The 19,413-nt window shown below is 46.9% G+C and carries 8 protein-coding genes; all 8 read left to right on the forward strand.

From position 1 onward, the window contains the following. Positions 1 to 2: 2 nt before the first annotated feature. The 8 genes from HRU80_07910 to HRU80_07945 all read left to right on the forward strand — a co-directional run bounded on the left by HRU80_07910 (position 3) and on the right by HRU80_07945 (position 19,413). Complete coding sequence (locus HRU80_07910) at positions 3 to 1,499, forward strand: right-handed parallel beta-helix repeat-containing protein (GenBank protein QOJ28810.1); 1,497 nt, start codon at positions 3 to 5, stop codon at positions 1,497 to 1,499. A gap of 13 nt (positions 1,500 to 1,512) precedes the next feature. After that, on the forward strand, positions 1,513 to 2,916 hold the full coding sequence (locus HRU80_07915) for a glycoside hydrolase family 28 protein (GenBank protein ID QOJ28811.1): 1,404 nt from the start codon (positions 1,513 to 1,515) through the stop codon (positions 2,914 to 2,916). Positions 2,917 to 2,982: 66 nt separating this feature from the next. Continuing rightward, the gene (locus HRU80_07920; protein ID QOJ28812.1) at positions 2,983 to 6,339 is read left to right on the forward strand and encodes a TonB-dependent receptor; all 3,357 of its coding nucleotides are present in this window, start codon (positions 2,983 to 2,985) and stop codon (positions 6,337 to 6,339) included. Further along, a complete protein-coding gene (locus tag HRU80_07925) occupies positions 6,339 to 8,564 on the forward strand; it encodes a hypothetical protein (GenBank protein ID QOJ28813.1) in 2,226 nt (741 codons plus the stop codon). Before HRU80_07920 ends, HRU80_07925 begins: the two co-directional genes overlap by 1 nt. A 14-nt stretch (positions 8,565 to 8,578) precedes the next feature. Beyond that, complete coding sequence (locus HRU80_07930) at positions 8,579 to 9,586, forward strand: PorV/PorQ family protein (protein ID QOJ28814.1); 1,008 nt, start codon at positions 8,579 to 8,581, stop codon at positions 9,584 to 9,586. A 49-nt stretch (positions 9,587 to 9,635) separates the two neighbouring features. Next, positions 9,636 to 13,067, forward strand: coding sequence for a T9SS type A sorting domain-containing protein (locus HRU80_07935; GenBank protein QOJ28815.1), 3,432 nt, complete (start codon positions 9,636 to 9,638; stop codon positions 13,065 to 13,067). A 46-nt stretch (positions 13,068 to 13,113) separates the two neighbouring features. Next, a complete protein-coding gene (locus tag HRU80_07940; GenBank protein QOJ28816.1) occupies positions 13,114 to 16,965 on the forward strand; it encodes a T9SS type A sorting domain-containing protein in 3,852 nt (1,283 codons plus the stop codon). Between the two features lie 18 nt (positions 16,966 to 16,983). Further along, entirely contained in the window at positions 16,984 to 19,413 is a 2,430-nt protein-coding gene (locus HRU80_07945) for a T9SS type A sorting domain-containing protein (protein ID QOJ28817.1), read from the forward strand.

Here is a 19,413-nt window from a genome sequence, read left to right on the forward strand (position 1 = left end):
ATTTGATCAAAACAAACGTAACGGTACTTGTTGCCATTTTTTTTCTAATGGTAAGCATCCCCGGCAGGGCACAGCTTTATGTTGCTGTTGACGGTAATGATACCAATCCCGGCACAATTGAGCTCCCACTGAGGACTATCACCCGGGCCATTCAGCTTGCGGCAGCCGATACAACTATATATATACGCGGCGGCGTTCATGAGTATTCTACCACCATCCGCCTGAATAAAACCGGCGCTCCGGGAAAACCTATTAAGATATTTGCCTATCCCGGTGAAAAACCTGTTATTGATTTTTCATCACAACCAACAGCAACCACCTCACGGGGATTTCAGATTTCCCATAATTACTGGCATGTGAAGGGGCTGGAGATCAGGGAAGCAGGGGATAACGGCATTTATATAAGCGGATGGTACAACGTAGTTGAAAACTGCCGGATTTACCGGTGCGAGGATACCGGCCTGCAGATAAGCGGGGGGGCAAGCCACAATAAAATTATCAATGTTGATTCTTACGAAAATGTTGATATCGCCACAGCGGCTGAAAACGCTGACGGATTTGCCGCAAAACTCTCCATCGGGCCCGGGAATGAGTTCCACGGCTGCCGTGCTTGGCTGAATGCCGATGACGGATGGGATCTCTATGAGGGGCAGAATCAGGTTATCATCGATAACTGCTGGGCTTTCAGAAACGGAATAAATATCTGGGGAATTCCCGGATATCAGGGAGACGGAAACGGATTTAAGCTCGGAGGTAATTATATACAGGGTCCGCATGTGGTGACACGCTCAGTTGCCTTTGACAATAAATCCAAAGGATTTGACCAGAACAATAATACCGCCGGAGTAACGCTCTATAACAACACGGCATTCAGAAACGGTGCAAGAAATTTTTCTTTTCCGGCGAATCCGGCCTCCGGACAGCACATTCTGAAGAATAATATTGCTTATACCGGTTCAAATATCCTATCCTCAACAACGCTGCTTGAAGCGAACAGCTGGCAGGGCTTTACCGTCCGCGATACCGATTTTGTAAGTCTGGATACCAGCTTTGTTCTTTCACCGCGCGGTTCAGACAGTTCCCTACCGTATATAGAGCTTTTCCGGCTCAGGGAAACCAGCCCCCTTGTTGATGCGGGAGTAAATGTCGGTATGGCGTTTAACGGTACGGCGCCTGATCTCGGAGCATTTGAAACTGGTCCGCTCCTTAACACGGAAGAAGAGATTTTTATGCCGGGAGAATTTACTTTGTATCAGAATTATCCGAATCCGTTTAATCCTTCAACCCGAATACGGTTCAGCAACGGTTCAGCGGGTGACTACCGGCTTGAGATATTTGATCTTGCGGGAAGCCGGATTGCTGAACTTGCAAACGGCAGATTTGAAGCGGGCACACATGAAGTGATATATACCGCTGCCGGGCTCTCAAGCGGGATCTATTACGCGCGCCTGAGCGGATCGGGCAGCAGCAGATTTATCAAACTACTCCTCCTGAAGTAACTAAGGAATTCGCATGAAGAAATACTCTTTCCTTCCCACGATTGCATTACTCATTGCCGCGGCATTTGTTTCCTGCACCGCTGCAACCCTTCAGCCGGATGAGTGGGCTAAAGTTGATGAGATTAAGAAGAATATCATTCCGCCCGTTTTCCCTGAAAAAGATTTCCCGGTTACGGATTTTGGCGCATCGGGTGACGGTAAAACTGACTGCACTGAAGCATTCGCAAAAGCAATAACCGCCTGCTCAGACGCCGGCGGAGGAAGAGTTGTCGTTCCTGCCGGTATATATCTGACCGGAGCCATCCACCTGAAGAGTAATGTCAATCTGCATGTGCAGAAAGGGGCGGTTATACAATTCTCAACGGATCCGCAAAAGTATCTTCCTCTGGTATTCACCCGCTGGGAGGGAGTTGAGTGCATGAACTATTCCCCGCTTATCTATGCGTATGAGCAGGAAAATATTGCAATTACCGGAGAAGGGCTGCTTGACGGGCAGGGTGCCAATGAAAACTGGTGGAGCTGGAAAGGCAATAAAGTTGACGGCTGGAAAGAAGGAATGCCGCGCCAGAAAGAGGGGAGAGATAAATTATTTTCCATGGCTGAAAACAATATCCCTCCTGAAGAAAGAATCATGGGTGAGGGATATTATCTCCGTCCGAGTTTTGTTCAGCCGTATAAATGTAAAAACATTCTTATAGAAGGCGTTACCTTTAAGAACTCACCAATGTGGTTCCTGAATCCGGTTCTGAGCAGCAATATCACCATTCGCGGGCTCCGGATTGAAGGACTCGGACCGAACAACGACGGATGTAATCCTGAATCCTCCAAAGATGTGCTGATTCAGAACTGTTATTTTGATACAGGAGATGACTGCATTGCAATAAAATCCGGCCGCAATAATGACGGAAGAAGAGTTAATGTGCCGAGTGAAAACATCATTATTGAGGGATGTGAAATGAAAGAGGGACATGGGGGTGTGGTAATTGGCAGTGAAATATCCGGAGGTGTAAGAAATGTGTTCGCGCAAAACTGCCTTATGGACAGCCCCAATCTTGAACGCGCTCTCCGAATAAAAACAAATTCAGTGCGGGGCGGCGTGATTGAAAATATCTATATGCGCAATGTGCAGGTGGGGCAGGTCAGTGACGCGGTCATACTGGTTGACTTTCAGTATGAGGAGGGGGATGCGGGAAATTTTACCCCGACCGTCAGGAATATCTTTGTAAAGAATCTTTCCAGTGAAAAAAGTAAATATGCACTCAGGATGCGGGGATATGAACGTGCTCCGATTACCGGACTTGTGCTGGAAAACTGTGTCTTTGAAAATGCAGAAAAGAAAAACATTATCGAGTTTGTGCAAAATCCCGTTTTCCGCAGGGTTGTGGTTAACGGTGAACTGATGCCGGAAACAAAATAAAAATTTTTTATGAAGCCAACTGACGACCGTAACACAACATCCTTACTCAATGTAAAGGAGAGGTATATGAACACTCTGCCCTATGTTCGTTTCTCACGGATTCTTTTTTTCTTGCTGATGATGCTTTCAGTTACCTCGTTGGCACAGACCAGAAGCAAGATTCAGGGGACAGTTAAGGATGCACAGACGGGTGAGCCGGTTTTCGGAGCGAATGTTATCCTGCTTGATACATATCTGGGAGCTGCAACGGATATTAACGGAAGGTACTTCATTATTAATGTACCTGTTGGTACCTATACGGTTCAGGTCTCAAGTATAGGATATACAAAAAGGGCAGTGGCTAATGTGGTGGTATCGGCAGATAAAGTGAGCACTGTTGATTTTGAAATCTCCTCAGCAGTTCTGCAGAGTGAAGAAGTTGTTGTCACAGCCAAGAAAAACACCCTGAACACTGAAGTTGCAAATACAATAACGGTAATAACGGCAGATCAGCTTGAAAATACAACCGCTATGCGTGAAGTTTCATCATTTCTGGAAAAACAGCCCGGAGTATCGGTAGAGAATGGTTTTCTTCAAATCAGAGGCGGCTCGGCTGATCAGACCGGTACCTTTGTAAACGGCATGGCATATAACAATGCAGCTACCGGGAATGCAGAAACATCAGTTCCTCTCAGTTCCATAGAACAGGTATCATTGCTTTCCGGCGGTTTTAATGCGGAGTATGGCAATTTCAGGTCAGGTCTTATAAATATTACAACGAAATCAGGTTCACGTTCAAAATATCAGGGGACTATCTCGGTCTCACAAAACATTCCGAGGGTTAAGAGATTTGGACCGCTGATGAAGGATCCGCTGAGCCCCGCCCTGCGTCCTTATCTTGACGCAGGGGCCGGATTTTACGGGACAGACCGCGCCTGGAAGGAAAATGACCCTTATATATATCAGCAGCATGACCGGTTTGACGGCTGGATTAATGCAGCCAATGTATTCAATCAGACCAATCCGGCACGCAGGGCTTCGGCAATGGATTATTACTATCTGGCATCATGGATGCACATGGCTCTTCCTGATTATGAAGGCCTTAAACGCCTGCCGGACAGTGTGAAAACCGCAATCGGGTTTTATGAATTGACCGACAAACAAAAACAATTATTCCAGGAGCATGCCTGGGATGAAGAGGGAACCGATTATAACATAGACTTCGGATTTGGCGGACCATTTCCTTTTGCAAGCAGTATGCTTGGTGATCTGACGTTCTATATATCACATAATACTAAAGAGACCGCATACCTGATTCCGACGAGCAGAAAAAGCCAGCAGTCACATGTAACTCTTCTTTCGATGAAATCCAATCCAGACCCTTCATTTACGGTAACAATCAACGGACTGTGGAAACGGCAGAGGGGTGTCAGTCCCATTAAGCCTGCCTTCGGTGATTTCCCCGATGCAACAAGGGAAGGGGGTTTTATGACGGAGGATAACCTGCGGTATTTCTCAAGACTTTCGAATCTGGATGGAGGTGTTAATTACTGGTACACGCCGCCGATGTTTCCTATGCTTGACCAGACAACCATCATGGGCGGATTCGCGCTGAATCATGTAATAAACCCCCGGACATTTTGGGAATTAGGTGCAAGTTATCTTTCCATAAAAGACCATTCACCAACGGGTGATAACCGCAGTCCTCAGGTGTTAACAGCGTTTGGGCCCTTCCCCGTAACTGAAATGCCTTATGGAAAACTGCAGTTCGCGCCTAATAACCGGATAATCTATATATCAGGAGCAGATACCATCAATTATCTGTATCCGAATTATGACGCACTCCCCGGAGTGAGCAGAAGATTCCGTGGTAAAGAAGGAGATCTTTATACCAACGTGCACACTCAGCAGCAGAGGGTGAAGTTTGACATGGTGACGCAGATTGGTGATCATAATTATGTGAAGGGGGGAGTAGAGTACAACCGGTTTGATATTGATCATAAACTCTGGATGAAGTGGAACCGCACAGGTCCCTATAACACCTATGAATTTAATTACCGCAGGATACCAAGCCAGACTGGTATATATTTGCAGGATCAGATTACCTATGAGGGGGTAATCGCAAATGTGGGACTCAGAGCAGACTATTTTTATGGGGGAGGAGGCAAATGGCCGTCAGGTGATCCGTTTGCGTTTGCATTTACTTCCGCGTTTGGCGGTGCACCGCGGGATCCGGGTGCGGCAACGGATTCCTTTTATGCTGCTCTTGCCTCAGGGCGTTCACTCATCTGGGAAAAGTGGGAAGAATATGACCGTCAGAACCCGGGATTTTTACAGCCGGTGAAGAATCATCTTGCACTCAGCCCGCGTCTTGGACTTTCATTTCCCGTGACTGAGAACGCAAAGTTTTATTTTAACTATGGTCATTTCAGATCAAATCCTCCGTATTACTCAATGTTCCTGATCCGTTACCGGTATGACAAAAACGGTATGTATGATATGTCCAATCCGAATCTGGAACCACCAAAAACTGTTTCGTATGAACTTGGAACTACATACAGTTTTCTGAATAGTTATCTGCTAAATCTATCCGGTTATTATAAGGATATAACAGGGCAGAACGGAGATGTGAATTACCGGAATAACACGGGCAGTATTGATTACGATTTCTGGGAAAATAACAATTATCAGGATATTCAGGGTGTTGAGGTAAACATCACAAAAAGCGATAACAGCTGGATCACCGGATGGGTCAATTTCAATTATATGCTAAAGAAATCCGGATATACCGGTCGTCAGCTCATTTCCGATGTGACGCTGAATGATGATCAGGCTGGGCTGTATGCAGGAAATGAAAGCCGTTTCCTGCCTCAGCCCCAGTTTAACGCAAATCTCACTTTTAATCTGCCGGATAATATATATGAAAGCAATCCCGTGCTTAACTATCTTCTTTCACGATGGAGCACAACATTCTTCTTTGAATGGAAGACCGGAGACTATTTCACCTGGAATCCGTTAAACAAGCAGCATCTGAACAGCAATATGCAGTGGCCCGATTATATGATGCTGAATATGAAACTGAGCAAAAGTTTACGGGTTAGCGGCATTGCGGTTTCTTTATACGTTGATGTGAGCAATCTGCTGAATAATAAAGTTAGTCTGCTCAGCCGCGGATATGCATTCCGCAGAAACAATGTTGATGCGGGTAACTTTACGGAGTGGGCGGACACAAAGAACTATCTTGCCTCACTGCGGCTTCCTGAATATGCATCGGCTGAGTTTGATAATCTGCGTGCGCAGAATCCCGGATATTATATCGCGGGGGAAGACAAGGTCGGGGATCTCCGCTCAGAAGCAAAACCTTACATCAATGATCCTGATTACAGTTACTTTATCTATGGCCGTCCGCGGGATATCTGGTTTGGCATGAAGGTGGATTTCTGATGAAAAGGAACAATGAAATTACCGGAAAGACTACAAGAAACAGGACTGCAATGATTTTGACAGAATGTATACGCAAAGTGCAAGTGCTGGTACTTATCGTTTTTTTATTTTCTGCACCGCTGTTATACTCACAGACCCCCGAACTTGCAACTGCACTGATTAAAACCGGACGGCTCTGGGGCGGTATGGTTGCCAACGGTGATCAGGGGACATTTGACTTCAGGGCAGGCTTTTTCCCGAACGACTTTGATATACTGCAATACCGCGGACAGCAGTCGGATAACTATTTCGGAGGAGGATTCAGACTGGCGGCCACTAACTGGCGGGCTCCTGATGACTCACTCTATCCGGCGGCAATATTCGGTCCGAAAAATGATTTTTATCCTGCCGGAAAGGTTACCGTTCCCATTACAAGTTATATACGCTATAAATATCCGGAGCAGACTATAAATGGAAATCCGGTCACCATTCCGATGTTCACCAACTATGATCCTTCTCAGTTTACTACCGGTACTTTTGATCAGATTGTATCGGCGTCAAACAAGAATGTTCTCGGTGTTGAAGTAAAACGAACTGTAAGGGCCTGGAGCCAGACCTATAACGACAATTATGTTATTGTTGAAGTTGAACTCACGAATACCGGAGTTGACTTGCCCGGAGGCGGAGTGCGGCTTGATACCCTTCATAATTTTTACTTTGGGATGTCGCAGGGAATGGCAAACAACTACTATTCATACGGAAGCAATCCTTCTCCCCCGGTGAGTGAACGGCCGAATTACCAGTATGTATGGCAGAATTATTACGGTGCAAGGCCGGGAGATTCACTCCGGGTATTTTATTTTTATAACGCAGATGATCCGGCAACACCCGGAGACAATATGGGAGCGCCTGCATTAAGCCAGAAAGGCAGGCTGCTGAATACAAATTATTCGTTTTATACCATACTGCATGCCTCAGCAGTTCCGTATACAAACATCAGTTCTGATTCTGATGATCCTCTTCAGCCGAGAATAACGTATATAGGAACTGAAACAAGAATCCCCAGCCCCGGCAGTGGAGAAGATCCATACGGAAGTAAAAACTACTGGGCAATGCGCGGAGGGTATTCGGATAAATACCCAAGACCCGGCACGCATCCCGGTACGCATCACGGCATAATGAATGACGAACAGGGAAGCCCCGATTTTTCAGCGTTTCCTGCCGGAACGGTTCAGGCAGTTAACTCAAAGAATTTCAGCAGTTTTGGCCCGTATACACTCGCGCCGGGAGAAAAACTCCGCTTTGTATATGCAGTCGGCATAGCCGGCATTGGCGCGCAGGCAGCAAAAGAGATCGGAGAGAAATGGTTGGCCGGAACTCTTACCAACCCGCCCAATATGCCGGACGCGAATACCGGATGGCTTCCCTCAAACTTTGCATTTCCTTCAGATGCAACGGAAATGGATAAGATGAAAGCCCGGTGGATCAGCATGGGGCGCGACTCTGTGATGCTGAGTGCATGGAGAGCAAAATGGAATTTCATGAATAACTATCAGATCCCACAGGCGCCTCCGCCTCCGTCACACTTCAGCGTTACCGGATATGGTGATGGTGTTGAGCTTCGCTGGCGGAATGCAGAAGGTGAGGCAAGAGGGGATTTCGCGGGTTATCTGATTATGCGCCGCGTGTCAAACACTGATACCATCTTTTATCAGGAGATATACAACTCAGACGCGTCGGATAAGGCATCTGAGCATATTTACAAAGACCAGCAGGTAGTGCCGGGCGCTCAGTATTACTATTATATACAGACAAAGGCACTCATCGCCGCGAATGACCCCCTGGCTGATCCGACCACCCGCGGTAAAATGATGTACAGCGGAAGATCGTATATTCCAAATGTATCCTTTATCAATCCCCCCCGCTTTTCAACCGATGATATGAGCCGGATCCGCATTGTGCCGAATCCCTACAATATTAATGACCCCCTGCTGAAAGTGTATGGCTACACGGATCAGCGCGGCATCAACTTTTTTAACCTGCCGCAGAAGGTTACTATAAAAATCTATACGGAGAACGGCGATCTGGTGCAAACCATCAATCATGACAGCCCGGAACGCGCGGGATCTCTTACCTGGGATATGATTACCGCATCGCAGCAGGTAATCAGCAGCGGTGTATATATAGCGGTGTTTCAGCGGCCGGACGGTGCCACTGCCTATCATAAATTTGTGGTGGTAAGGTAAGAAAGGAGACGATTATGAAAAAATCTGCAGTACTGCTTTTATTCTTACTGATTCTCTCACCCGCTGAGGAGGTTAACAGCCAGGTTGCTCTGAACAAGGTGGCACAGAGTACCATGAATTTTCTTCTGGTCAGCACCTCCCCTCGTGCAGCAGCCCTGGGCGATGCGTATACATCGCATGTAAACGGTGTTGACGGCATGTGGTATAATCCGGCAGGGCTCGCCGGCATGACCACTGAGTTCGGTGCGTCGGTTCATTATACCGGATGGATAGCTGATATCAACTATCTGAGCGGCGGCGCGGCATGGAATCTGGGCAATTATGGTGTTCTGGGCGTTAATCTCCTGACGGTTGATTACGGCACGATAATCGGAACCAGTCTGCTTACTGCTGCTGAAAGTAATCTGTATCCCCTTGGATATAAAGACAACGGAAATCTGAGCAATATCGGGGCCTATGCAATCGGAATATCATATGCTAAGGAGATATCAAAGGAATTCTCTGCCGGCGGTACGGTTAAATACGCAGGGCAGTCTCTTGGTTCAAGTCTGGTTGAGGCGGGGATGAAAGATAACGATGCAGCAAAACTGGTTTTTGATCTGGGTGTGCGCTATAAGACTTCCTTTAAGGGATTCTCTTTTGGCATGTCAATCAGAAACTTTGCATCAAATATCAAGCGGGAGGAGATAGACGAACAGCTTCCGTTGATATTTGCCCTTGGAGGATCAATCAATTTAATGGAATTTATCGATGAGAAGAGCAGTGATCTGCTTTTTCTTACAACGGACTTTCTTCACCAGAACAATTATTCTGAGAGAGTGAACGCCGGAGTTGAGTATCTGTTTAAGGAGATGTTTGCACTCAGGGCAGGATATCAGTCAAACCGTGATCTGGCCTCATGGTCAGGCGGAGCGGGTTTCAGATACCAACTGTATGACTACGATGTAGAAGTGGATTATTCTTACAGCCGTTTTGAAGTATTCAACAGCGTAAACCGTCTTTCACTGGCTTTTTATTTTTAATGAAATCTGATCCGATACAGAGCATAAGCTCAGGAGAAGCGAGGCAATAATGAAATTACGGTTATTAACAGCAGCGTTAGTATTCCTGGGTGCAGGTCAGACCGCTGCGCAAAGTGCATCAGTTGTATATCCGCTTACAAGCACTTCGGGCGGAGTACCGGTAATAACCGGTGCTGTTACCGCCCGGAATGAAAGTTTTTCCGGATTGGTTATTAATAATTATACCGGTCCTAACTCCAGCCAGAGAGTGACTACCACCAACGGAAGCTGGCCGGGCGAAACCGGGCAGGTCAGTGAGAGATATATACAGTTTGCCGTCAGTCCCGCTGCCGGACAGAATTTCACCGTTACAGGCATTTCAATGAAGATCGGCGCCGCAGGCGGCGGAAATATGCGGGCCAATATCAGAATAGCATCCGATTCAACTTTTGACTCTTCAACACTGCTGAACGCATCACCTTTAGTGCTTCCGAGCGGTTCCTTTATTTCCCCTGCCCCGGACTATTCAGTTCAGCAGACCATCTATGATGGAGAAACGCTCTATCTGAGAATATACCCCTGGTACACTTCGGCCTCCACCGGGAAATATGTGTGTCCGCAGGATGTAACTGTGCAGGGAACCACGGCAGGCGCGTCGGTTATTCAGGTGACACCGGCTTCACTGCCGCTGTTCGGCGCGGTAGTTGCCGGCACGAATTCAGCATCAGCGGTATATACGGTATCCGGAAGCGCGCTCACCGGTGATGTCAGCGTGACTGCTCCGGTACATTTTCAGGTCAGCAGTGATAACCTGAATTTCGCTGAAAGTCTCATCCTGCAGCAGAGCGGCGGTGTGCTCAGCGGAACTCCGGTTTATGCAAGATTTTCTCCGGCATCTGCAGCCGGGACAGTCAGCGGATTTATAACTCATTCAAGCTCAAATGCCGGAACTAAAACTGTTCAGGCCGGCGGTATTGCCATTGCGCAGGAACCAACCGTGCAGTCTGCCATTACTTTTGGTGAGGTAATGGGCAACTCAATCGTTGTAAATTTTTCTGGCGGAAACGGTGCAAAGCGGGTTATTGCGGTAAGAAAAGATTCGGCTGTGTCTTGGGTTCCCGCAGACGGAACCATTATCACCGGTGTTAGCAGCAATTATCTTAGCGCGGAAGATAAAGGCAACGGCAATAAGGTTATTTATAACGGACCGGGCGGGCAGGTTACCGTAACGGGACTTTCAAGCAATGTGCTTTATCACTTTGCATTGTTTGAGTATAATGAAGGAACCGGAAATTCCGCTAATTACCTCATTGCAGCGCAGAGCACAGGATCGCAGACAACGCTCGCGGTGCCGACTATCACGCTTAACCCTGCTGATCTTGCGTTTGGAAATGTAGGTGTTGGTATATATTCACCGGAAAAGAGCTATACGGTATCAGCCGCAACGCTTTCACCATCCTCAGGGGTGATAACAATGAACGCTCCGGCCGGGTATCAGATATCCCTGGCTTCCGGCAGCGGGTTTTCCTCATCAGTAAATCTTCCTTACAGCGACGGCTCCCTGGCGGTAACAACGGTATATGTCAGGTTCATGGCTTCTGCTCTTGTATCTTATGCGGGAGAAATCACCCACACCGGGGGATCGGCTCCGGCACAGTCAGTCACAGTTTCCGGTGCGGGTATGATACCGAACGCACAGCAGGCTGCCGATATTATTGTTTCTGAGGACGGTACGGGTAATTTCACAACCATACAGGAAGCGATTAACTCAAGACCTGCCAACAACAGCGTCATGAAAGTTATCCTTGTTAAAAAAGGAACTTATAACGAAAAAATTTATATATCCAACAGCAATATCACTCTGGTTGGGGAAGACCGTTATGAAAGCAGGATTATCTATGCTGAACTCCGCTCCCTCTGGCACACCACCAGCGGGGGAAGCGACTGGGGTGCAGCCACGGTGAATATTAATAATGGCGTAACCAATCTCACGCTTGCCAATCTGACCATATATAATAACTACGGTTCGTTATACGGAAGCACTGACCATCAGTTTGCCATCCGGGGCGCCTCTGCTGACAGAATAAGCATTATTAACTGCGATATTAAAGCTGACGGGGGTGATACACATTCATTATGGAATGCTGCCACCGGGAAATCTTATCACTATAACTGTTACTTTGAGGGATATGTGGATTTTGTCTGCCCCCGGGGATGGTCATATATAAGCGACAGCCGTTTTTATCAGCGCAGTGCATCCGCCAGCGCGAGCATCTGGCATGACGGCAGTTCAAGCCAGAATGCAAAGTTTGTGATCCGGAATTCCCGGTTTGAGGGGGTTCCCAATTTTGCTCTTGGCCGTCATCATCAGGAGGCACAGTTCTTCCTGCTTGATAACTCATTCTCTTCCGCGATGAAGAATCAGCCGATTTTCTTCGCTGCGTCCAATCCGCCTATAACCCTGCAGTGGGGGCAGCGATACTATTATTTTAATAACCACCGCGATTCGGGAGATTACCCATGGCATAGCGATAATCTTGACTCTGCAGCTGGTTCGCCTCTCCCCGAACAGATAACAGCTGAGTGGACTTTTTCCACCGCGCCGGCGGTATGGAATCCGGAAGCAAATTTTCCGCGGGTACTGCCCAATGCTGAATTCCCCAAGCCGGAAAGAAGAAAAACCGGAGTGATGAGGAATAATCTGCAGCTCAGTTTTGTGCCGGGCAGAAGAGCGGCCTCACATCACATCTATTTCGGAACAGTTAATCCGCCGCCATATATTACCACCGTTACAGGAAACAGTTTTGTGCCTCCCGGCGTGGAAGATACCACAATCTACTACTGGAGAGCGGATGCAGTCAGCCAGTTTGATACGGTACGCGGAGAAGTATGGTCTTTCAGAACTGGTATTGACAGCACTATTCCTGTTGAACTTACATCATTCACTGCATCTGTTTCCGGGAAAAAAGTGAATCTGGAATGGATAACGGCTACCGAAACAAATAACCGTGGTTTTTACATTGAACGAAAAACAGAAAATAGCGGGTGGGAGAAAATAGGATACGTCCCTGGTAAGGGGACAGTAACTTACCGCTCTGTTTATACATGGACAGATGATGCTTCTTCTGCCGGTGCACAAATTCTTTGGTACCGCCTGAGGCAGATTGATTTCGACGGAACTTCGGTGTACCTGAAGGAAGTAAAAGCCGATATCGGTAAACCTGGTTCTTATCAGCTTCATCAGAATTTCCCTAATCCGTTTAATCCTGCAACAAAAATAAAGTTTGAGATCCCTGAGAGCGGGAATACCGAAAGAAAAGTGTCACTTAAAATATATGATTCGCTTGGCAGGGAAGTAAAAACGCTCTTTGACGAAGAAAAAGGGGCGGGATATTATGAAATTGATTTTGCGGATGGAGCGCTGCTTGCAAGCGGTATCTATTTTTATCAGCTCCGTTCCGATGAATTTGTCCAGACCCGTAAAATGACTCTCATACGGTAATTTTTCAGATATATAACTCATAACAAACAATAAGTAAGGAGTTCCCATGAAACGACTTCTACAACTCAGCACCCTTCTGCTGATGATTACAGCGCTGAGCTTTAACGCACAGGCGCAGTATATGCAGATAGATTTCACGCAGGCACTGACTGCGGGAAATGAGGGGGGCGGAACAATTATCAGTAATGCCGGCGTAACGGTTGATACCAATTACGTCAGCAGCACACTTCCGGTTCCGCAGAAGTTTACATTTTTATCCACCAATAATATTGCCGCGAATATCTCCATCACCGGTGACGGTGTTATGCGGATGAAACGCGTTGGCAGCGGAACGATCTATGTGGTTAAAAATGATAATTTTAGCGGACCGCCTTCTGCGGTGATGGTCAGTTTTGACTTCAATGCAGATACGACCAGCGGAACATCAAACACGGCTATTCAGGTTATGATTGGCCAGAACTTTACCAATTCGAATGTTGAACCTGCTCTTGCTGATAAATATGCCCGGTTTTACATCGGTCCGAAAAGCCCGACCGGCACACCCGGTGCGTGGGCGGTTTCGGCAACCGGTACTTCATCTACCTCATCATTTAACTCAACGCAGAAAATCACCTGGATATTAAACAGAGGTACGGAGAGTAAGATCTATACTGCTCCCGGCGGCAGCACTGATACGGTTGCAAGCAATAAGTATGATTTATTTGTCGGCAATGTTCGGGAACTTAATGATGTGGATGCCACCACAGCAGCCGCTGTAATGGAAGATTTTGAAATCAGAATCGGCGGCGGCAGCGGAACTTATTCAATTGATAACCTGCTGATTCAGGATATACCAGCCTCAGGTACGGCTCCAACGGTTACAACAGGTTCCATAACTGATGTTACAGCAACATCGGCCGGCGGCGGCGGAACAGTTACTGATTCAGGCAGCGCATCAGTTACCGCGCGCGGTGTGGTCTGGAGTACAAACCAGAATCCGACTACTGCTGATAACAAGACTGAAGACGGTACAGGAACGGGCTCATTCACGAGCACATTAACCGGTCTGACAGCTTCCACAATGTATTATGTGAGAGCATACGCTACTAATTCTGCCGGTACAGCATATGGCAATGAGGTGTCGTTTACGACCTCTGCTGCTGCTCCGGTAATCACACTCGCAAGTACTGATCCTGCCGTCCCCGCTGGTTCGATAAATATCAGTTCTGAGAGAAACATGATATACCGTTTTACACTTGCAGTGACAACAGCAAATGCACAGCTCACTTCAGTAACATTTAACACAACAGGAACGTTTGCGGGAGGTGACTGGTCAGCCTTTTCTCTGTTCTACAATACAACGGATGACTTTGCAACCGCATCGCAGTTAGGGACATCCATTGTTCCTACCGTACGGAGCTGGAGTTTCTCAAATCTTACACTGACAATTACTGCGGGAGCAACAGGATATTTCTGGATTACGGTAAATGTTCCGGCAAATGCTGTTTCAGGAAATACAATCGGAGTTGCTGCAATCACCGGTTCAAATCTTACATTTGCGTCGGGTACCGCAACGGGTACAGCTTTCGCTGGCGGCCTGCAGACAATTATTGGCGGATCTCTGCCGGGTGATTTTTTCAGAAGCGTTACGTCAGGTACATGGAATAATGCTGCAACATGGGAATCTTCATCTGACGGCAATTCCTGGATAGCTGCAACCCGTTCACCTGACTCAGCAAGCGCTGGTATATATGTCCGTCCCGGTCACAGCATTAACGTTGTATCAAGTGTGATCGTTGATCAGCTGCTGATTGACACCACCGCTGTAGTAGTTGTAGAGGGTTCACCGGTTGTTCTTACCATAGCTAACGGACCAACCACCCCGGATGCAGAAGTTCGCGGTACTCTCAAAGTAACCGGCACAGCAATAGCATCCCCCGGACCATTCTCTGTTTCTCTTTCAACTGATGCAGTGCTTGCTTTTGCCTCAACGGGTGTGTATGAACATAATCAAAATGCCGGCTCCATTCCTGTATCTGTCTGGAATAATGGCTCAACGCTGAAACTGACGGGTATTACTGCGAATTCACCGTCAAACGGCAATCAGAATTTTTATAATATTATCTGGGATTGTCCTGCGCAGACAGGCAACCTGAATCTTGGATGGAACGGAAATACCATCGGTGGTGATATAACGGTTGTGAATACCAATACAGGCCGCTGGCAGTTTTGTGCTCCGACCACAAACACTTCCGCTACAGTGACCATCATGGGCGATGTATATCTTCTTGCCGGAAATCTGACCACCAACGGTACAGGAAACGGCGGTACGACAATCATTATTGACCATTACGGTGATATCATTGTTACCGGCGGAAACCTTTCTATTGCACGCGGATCGCAGGGGGGCACCGGAACTTCTGACTGGATACTGCACAATGGAAATTTTACTATGTCCAACGCTGCCACACAGAACTCCAATGCACTGGGTGCGCGCTTCAGATTCAGCGGAACTAACCCCCAGTATCTGACACTTTCTAATATCACCTTTACCGGAGGAATGCCGGTTATTGTTGATTCAGGCGCAACTCTGCATCTTGGCAATTCTGTAATCGGAAGCAGCGGACTTTTTACCGTTAATGCAACAGCAGCACTGGGATCCAGCATGGCGCTTGGTATTGATGAAAATCTTCTGACCACAGGAACCAAGACACTCAGTACTGAAGCTACCTATATATATAACGGCACAGCCGGTCAGATTACCGGATTGCTGCTCCCCGCCACGGTAAAAAATCTTGTTCTCGATAACGGAGCAGGGGTATCACTCAGCGCTGATGTTGCGGTTACCGACACTCTGAAAATTATGAGCGGATTTTTGAATCTGAACGGCAAGAATGTTCAGTTCGGAACAACAGGTGCACTCCATGAAGCAGCGGGAACAACGGTAAAAGGTCTCGAAGGAGGACTCTTCGCGAGCAGAGATCTTAATGCACCGTCAGCCCTAAACGCAGCCGGACTTGGCGCGGTTGTTACCTCCGCAGCAAATCCCGGGGTTACACAGTTTGAGCGTTATCAGGCCCCAAAAACAGGTAATAATAACAGCAGTGTATTTCGCTCATACCGGATTGCTCCGTCAAATAATACCGGATTAAATGCCACACTCCGTTTTTATTATGATCAGTCTGAGCTAACCGGACTTACCGAACGAAATCTGATTGTTTTCAGATCTGAAACAGGACTAGCGAATTCATGGATACCTGTTGGCGGAACAGTTGATACGAATAATAATTATGTTGAAGTAAGCGGGGTAAACACATTTGCGTATTTTACTCTTGCTGATTCAGCCCTGCCAATACCGGTGGAACTGACTTCATTTGCAGTATCGGTAAGCAACAACCGTGCATCACTCCGCTGGTCAACCGCTTCAGAAACCAATAACAAAGGATTCGAAGTTGAACGTCTTGCCTCAAAGCTGAACAGTTCATGGGAAAAAATCGGATTTGTTCCAGGATCAGGCAACAGTGCGGTGGTAAAGAACTATTCATTCTCAGACAACACCCGCCTCTCGGGTAAATATACCTATCGCCTGAAGCAGATTGATTTTGACGGAACATTCTCCTACGGTCCTTCAGCAGAGGCGGATTTTGGCGTTCCGGCAGTTTACGGACTCAGCCAGAACTATCCTAATCCGTTTAATCCGTCAACTACCGTTGAATTCCAATTACCAGAGGTTTCAAAAGTAACCATTACGCTGTATGATATACTTGGAAATGAAGTAATGATTCTCCTTAATGAAACCAAAGAAGCAGGTTTCCATTCGGTTAACGTTAATCTGCATAATATGAGCAACGGTGTATATTACTATAAAATGAGCGCCGGATCGTTCTCGCAGGTTAAGAAAATGATTCTTATTAAATAATTACAAAGGAAAATAGTTATGAAACAGATCATCTATTTTCTCGTAGTCATTCTCAGCAGTACAGCACCCCTCGGGGTGCTGTACGCTCAGTCTGCGGGAGATTACCGCTCAGCCCTGACCGGGCAGTGGGGAAGCGCCGCTACATGGGAAATATATAATGGAACAGCGTGGGTTCCTGCCGCCGCGGCACCTGCCGGTTCTGAAAACATTACCGTGAAAGACACGGTATCTACCGGAGTCGCTGCAATTCTGATTTCAGGATATACAAAAGTGGAGGGAAACGGAGTAATTACTGTTGGTGATTCAGGCTCGGTGACATTTACACCTTCAGCCACCTATGAACATGCAAGAAATGCTGGTACACTTCCTATGTCAACCTGGCAGACCGGTTCTCTGGCAAAGTTCACAGGTATTACCGGTACTGCGCCGGGTAACAGAATTCAGAGTTTCTCGAGAATTATCTGGGATAATCCCGGACAGACCGCAAATCTGAATATGGGCTGGAATAACGTGACTATCACGGGTGATATTATCATCAACAACACCGGAACAGGCAGATGGTATTTCGCGGGCCCGACAACCGGATCAACGGCTGAGTTTACAATAAACGGTGATATATATCATAACGGCGGCAATTTCGCGACACACGGAACAGGAAACGGCAACACAACTATTATTGTCCATCATTTTGGCAACATCACGGCTATTGCCGGAAATTTCTCTATTACAAGAGGCTCACAGGCAGGTACCGGTACAACGACATGGTATCTGCATGGTGATTTAACATTAACGAATGTAGAAACACAGAACTCAAATCCTGCAGGAGCAAAGTTCGTTATTGCTGGTGAAGAGTTCCAGAATATTTCTCTGACAAATGTAACGTTTGGCGGCGGCGGTCTTCCTATAACGGTTGACAGTGCCGGCGTTGCAAATCTTGGCTCTTCACTGATCGCAGGAAATGGTGCGTTTACTGTCGGTGATTTCGGAGGTGTGATTACCAGTCATCCTGACGGATTTAACGGTAATCTTACCACACTTGGTGCCATTAATTTCAGCCCGCGCGGTTATTACGGTTTTATGGGAACGGTTCCTCAGGTGACGGGTTCACTGATGCAGGATACGGTTGGAGGTATATATATTGAGAATACTTCCGGAGTTACTCTGAGCGGAAATGTACTTGTAGAGGAGTGGGTAACTATCAGTAAAGGGAGTATCATTCCCGGCGCGAATCAGCTTACTTATGGCAATAATGTCCGGTTATCCTATGAAGGAGATACTCCGGTTACTACTTCGGATGTGGAATTCCCTTCTACCGGAGGTCCGAGACATCTGCGCGTCATTAATGAGGCGGGTGTTACCCTGCATGCTGACCGAACCATTAACGGTGAGGTGACTATTGAAAAGGGTAATCTTCTTCTGAACGGAAAAACCCTGACTCTTGGTCCCGATGCTGAGCTTGAAGAATTTGGCAACGCGGTAGTTAGCGGCAGTTCCGGAAAAATAGTTACCATTAGAACTTTGAATGCACCCTCAGGCAGTAATCCGGGCGGTCTTGGAGCAATTATTACTTCTTCAGCAAATCTTGGTTCAACTCTTATTGAGCGTTATCACGATGCAAGAACAGGCAATAACCATCAGGGCATTAAGCGTGTATACCGGATAGTTCCGGTGAATAACACAGGCCTTAATGCTGTACTGCGATTTTCCTATGCCGATGCGGAACTTAACGCAATTCCGGAGAGTAATCTGGTATTATTCAGTTCAGAAGACGGACAGACCGGATGGCAGCTGGCAAGCGGAATCCGGGATACTCAGTATAATTATTATGAAGTCACCGGAATTAATAGTTTTTCCTGGCATACGCTTGGTGATATCTTTAATCAGATTCCGGTAGAACTCACTTCATTCACCGCGGCAAATCAGAATGGCAAAACCATGCTCAGATGGGTTACTGCCTCGGAAACCGGCAATAAAGGGTGGGATATTGAAGTGTATACCGGTTCATGGAATACCATAGGATTTGTAGCCGGAGCAGGATATACCGCTGAGCAGCGCTTTTATGAGTTTACGGATGAAACTATCCGCACGGGATTAGTGAAATACCGTCTGCGTCAGATTGACTATGATGGCTCATTTAACTACAGCAGTGAGGTTGTTTTGGAAGCCGGACTTCCATCCGTTTTCTCGCTTGAACAGAATTATCCGAACCCCTTCAATCCGTCAACTACTATCCGTTTTTCCCTACCAGCAGGATTGGAAAAAACTCCCGTAACTCTGAAGATTTATGATGTTACCGGAAAGTTCATATCGGAAATATATAACAGTGAGCTTGAAAGCGGATATCATCAGATTACCTTTGAGGCTGCTGGTCTAGCAAGCGGAATGTATATCTATCGCCTTACTGCCGGAGAAGTCATACTCACGAAATCAATGATGTTAATTAAATAG

The organism is Ignavibacteriales bacterium, from assembly GCA_015709675.1.
GTDB lineage: Bacteria > Bacteroidota > Ignavibacteria > Ignavibacteriales > Ignavibacteriaceae > H2-BAC3.

Coding starts and splice junctions, on each gene's coding strand:
- HRU80_07940 (QOJ28816.1), top strand. CDS start 13,114: ATGAAACGACTTCTACAACTCAGCACCCTTCTGCTGATGATTACAGCG.
- HRU80_07945 (QOJ28817.1), top strand. CDS start 16,984: ATGAAACAGATCATCTATTTTCTCGTAGTCATTCTCAGCAGTACAGCA.
- HRU80_07930 (QOJ28814.1), top strand. CDS start 8,579: ATGAAAAAATCTGCAGTACTGCTTTTATTCTTACTGATTCTCTCACCC.
- HRU80_07925 (QOJ28813.1), top strand. CDS start 6,339: ATGAAAAGGAACAATGAAATTACCGGAAAGACTACAAGAAACAGGACT.
- HRU80_07920 (QOJ28812.1), top strand. CDS start 2,983: ATGAACACTCTGCCCTATGTTCGTTTCTCACGGATTCTTTTTTTCTTG.
- HRU80_07935 (QOJ28815.1), top strand. CDS start 9,636: ATGAAATTACGGTTATTAACAGCAGCGTTAGTATTCCTGGGTGCAGGT.
- HRU80_07915 (QOJ28811.1), top strand. CDS start 1,513: ATGAAGAAATACTCTTTCCTTCCCACGATTGCATTACTCATTGCCGCG.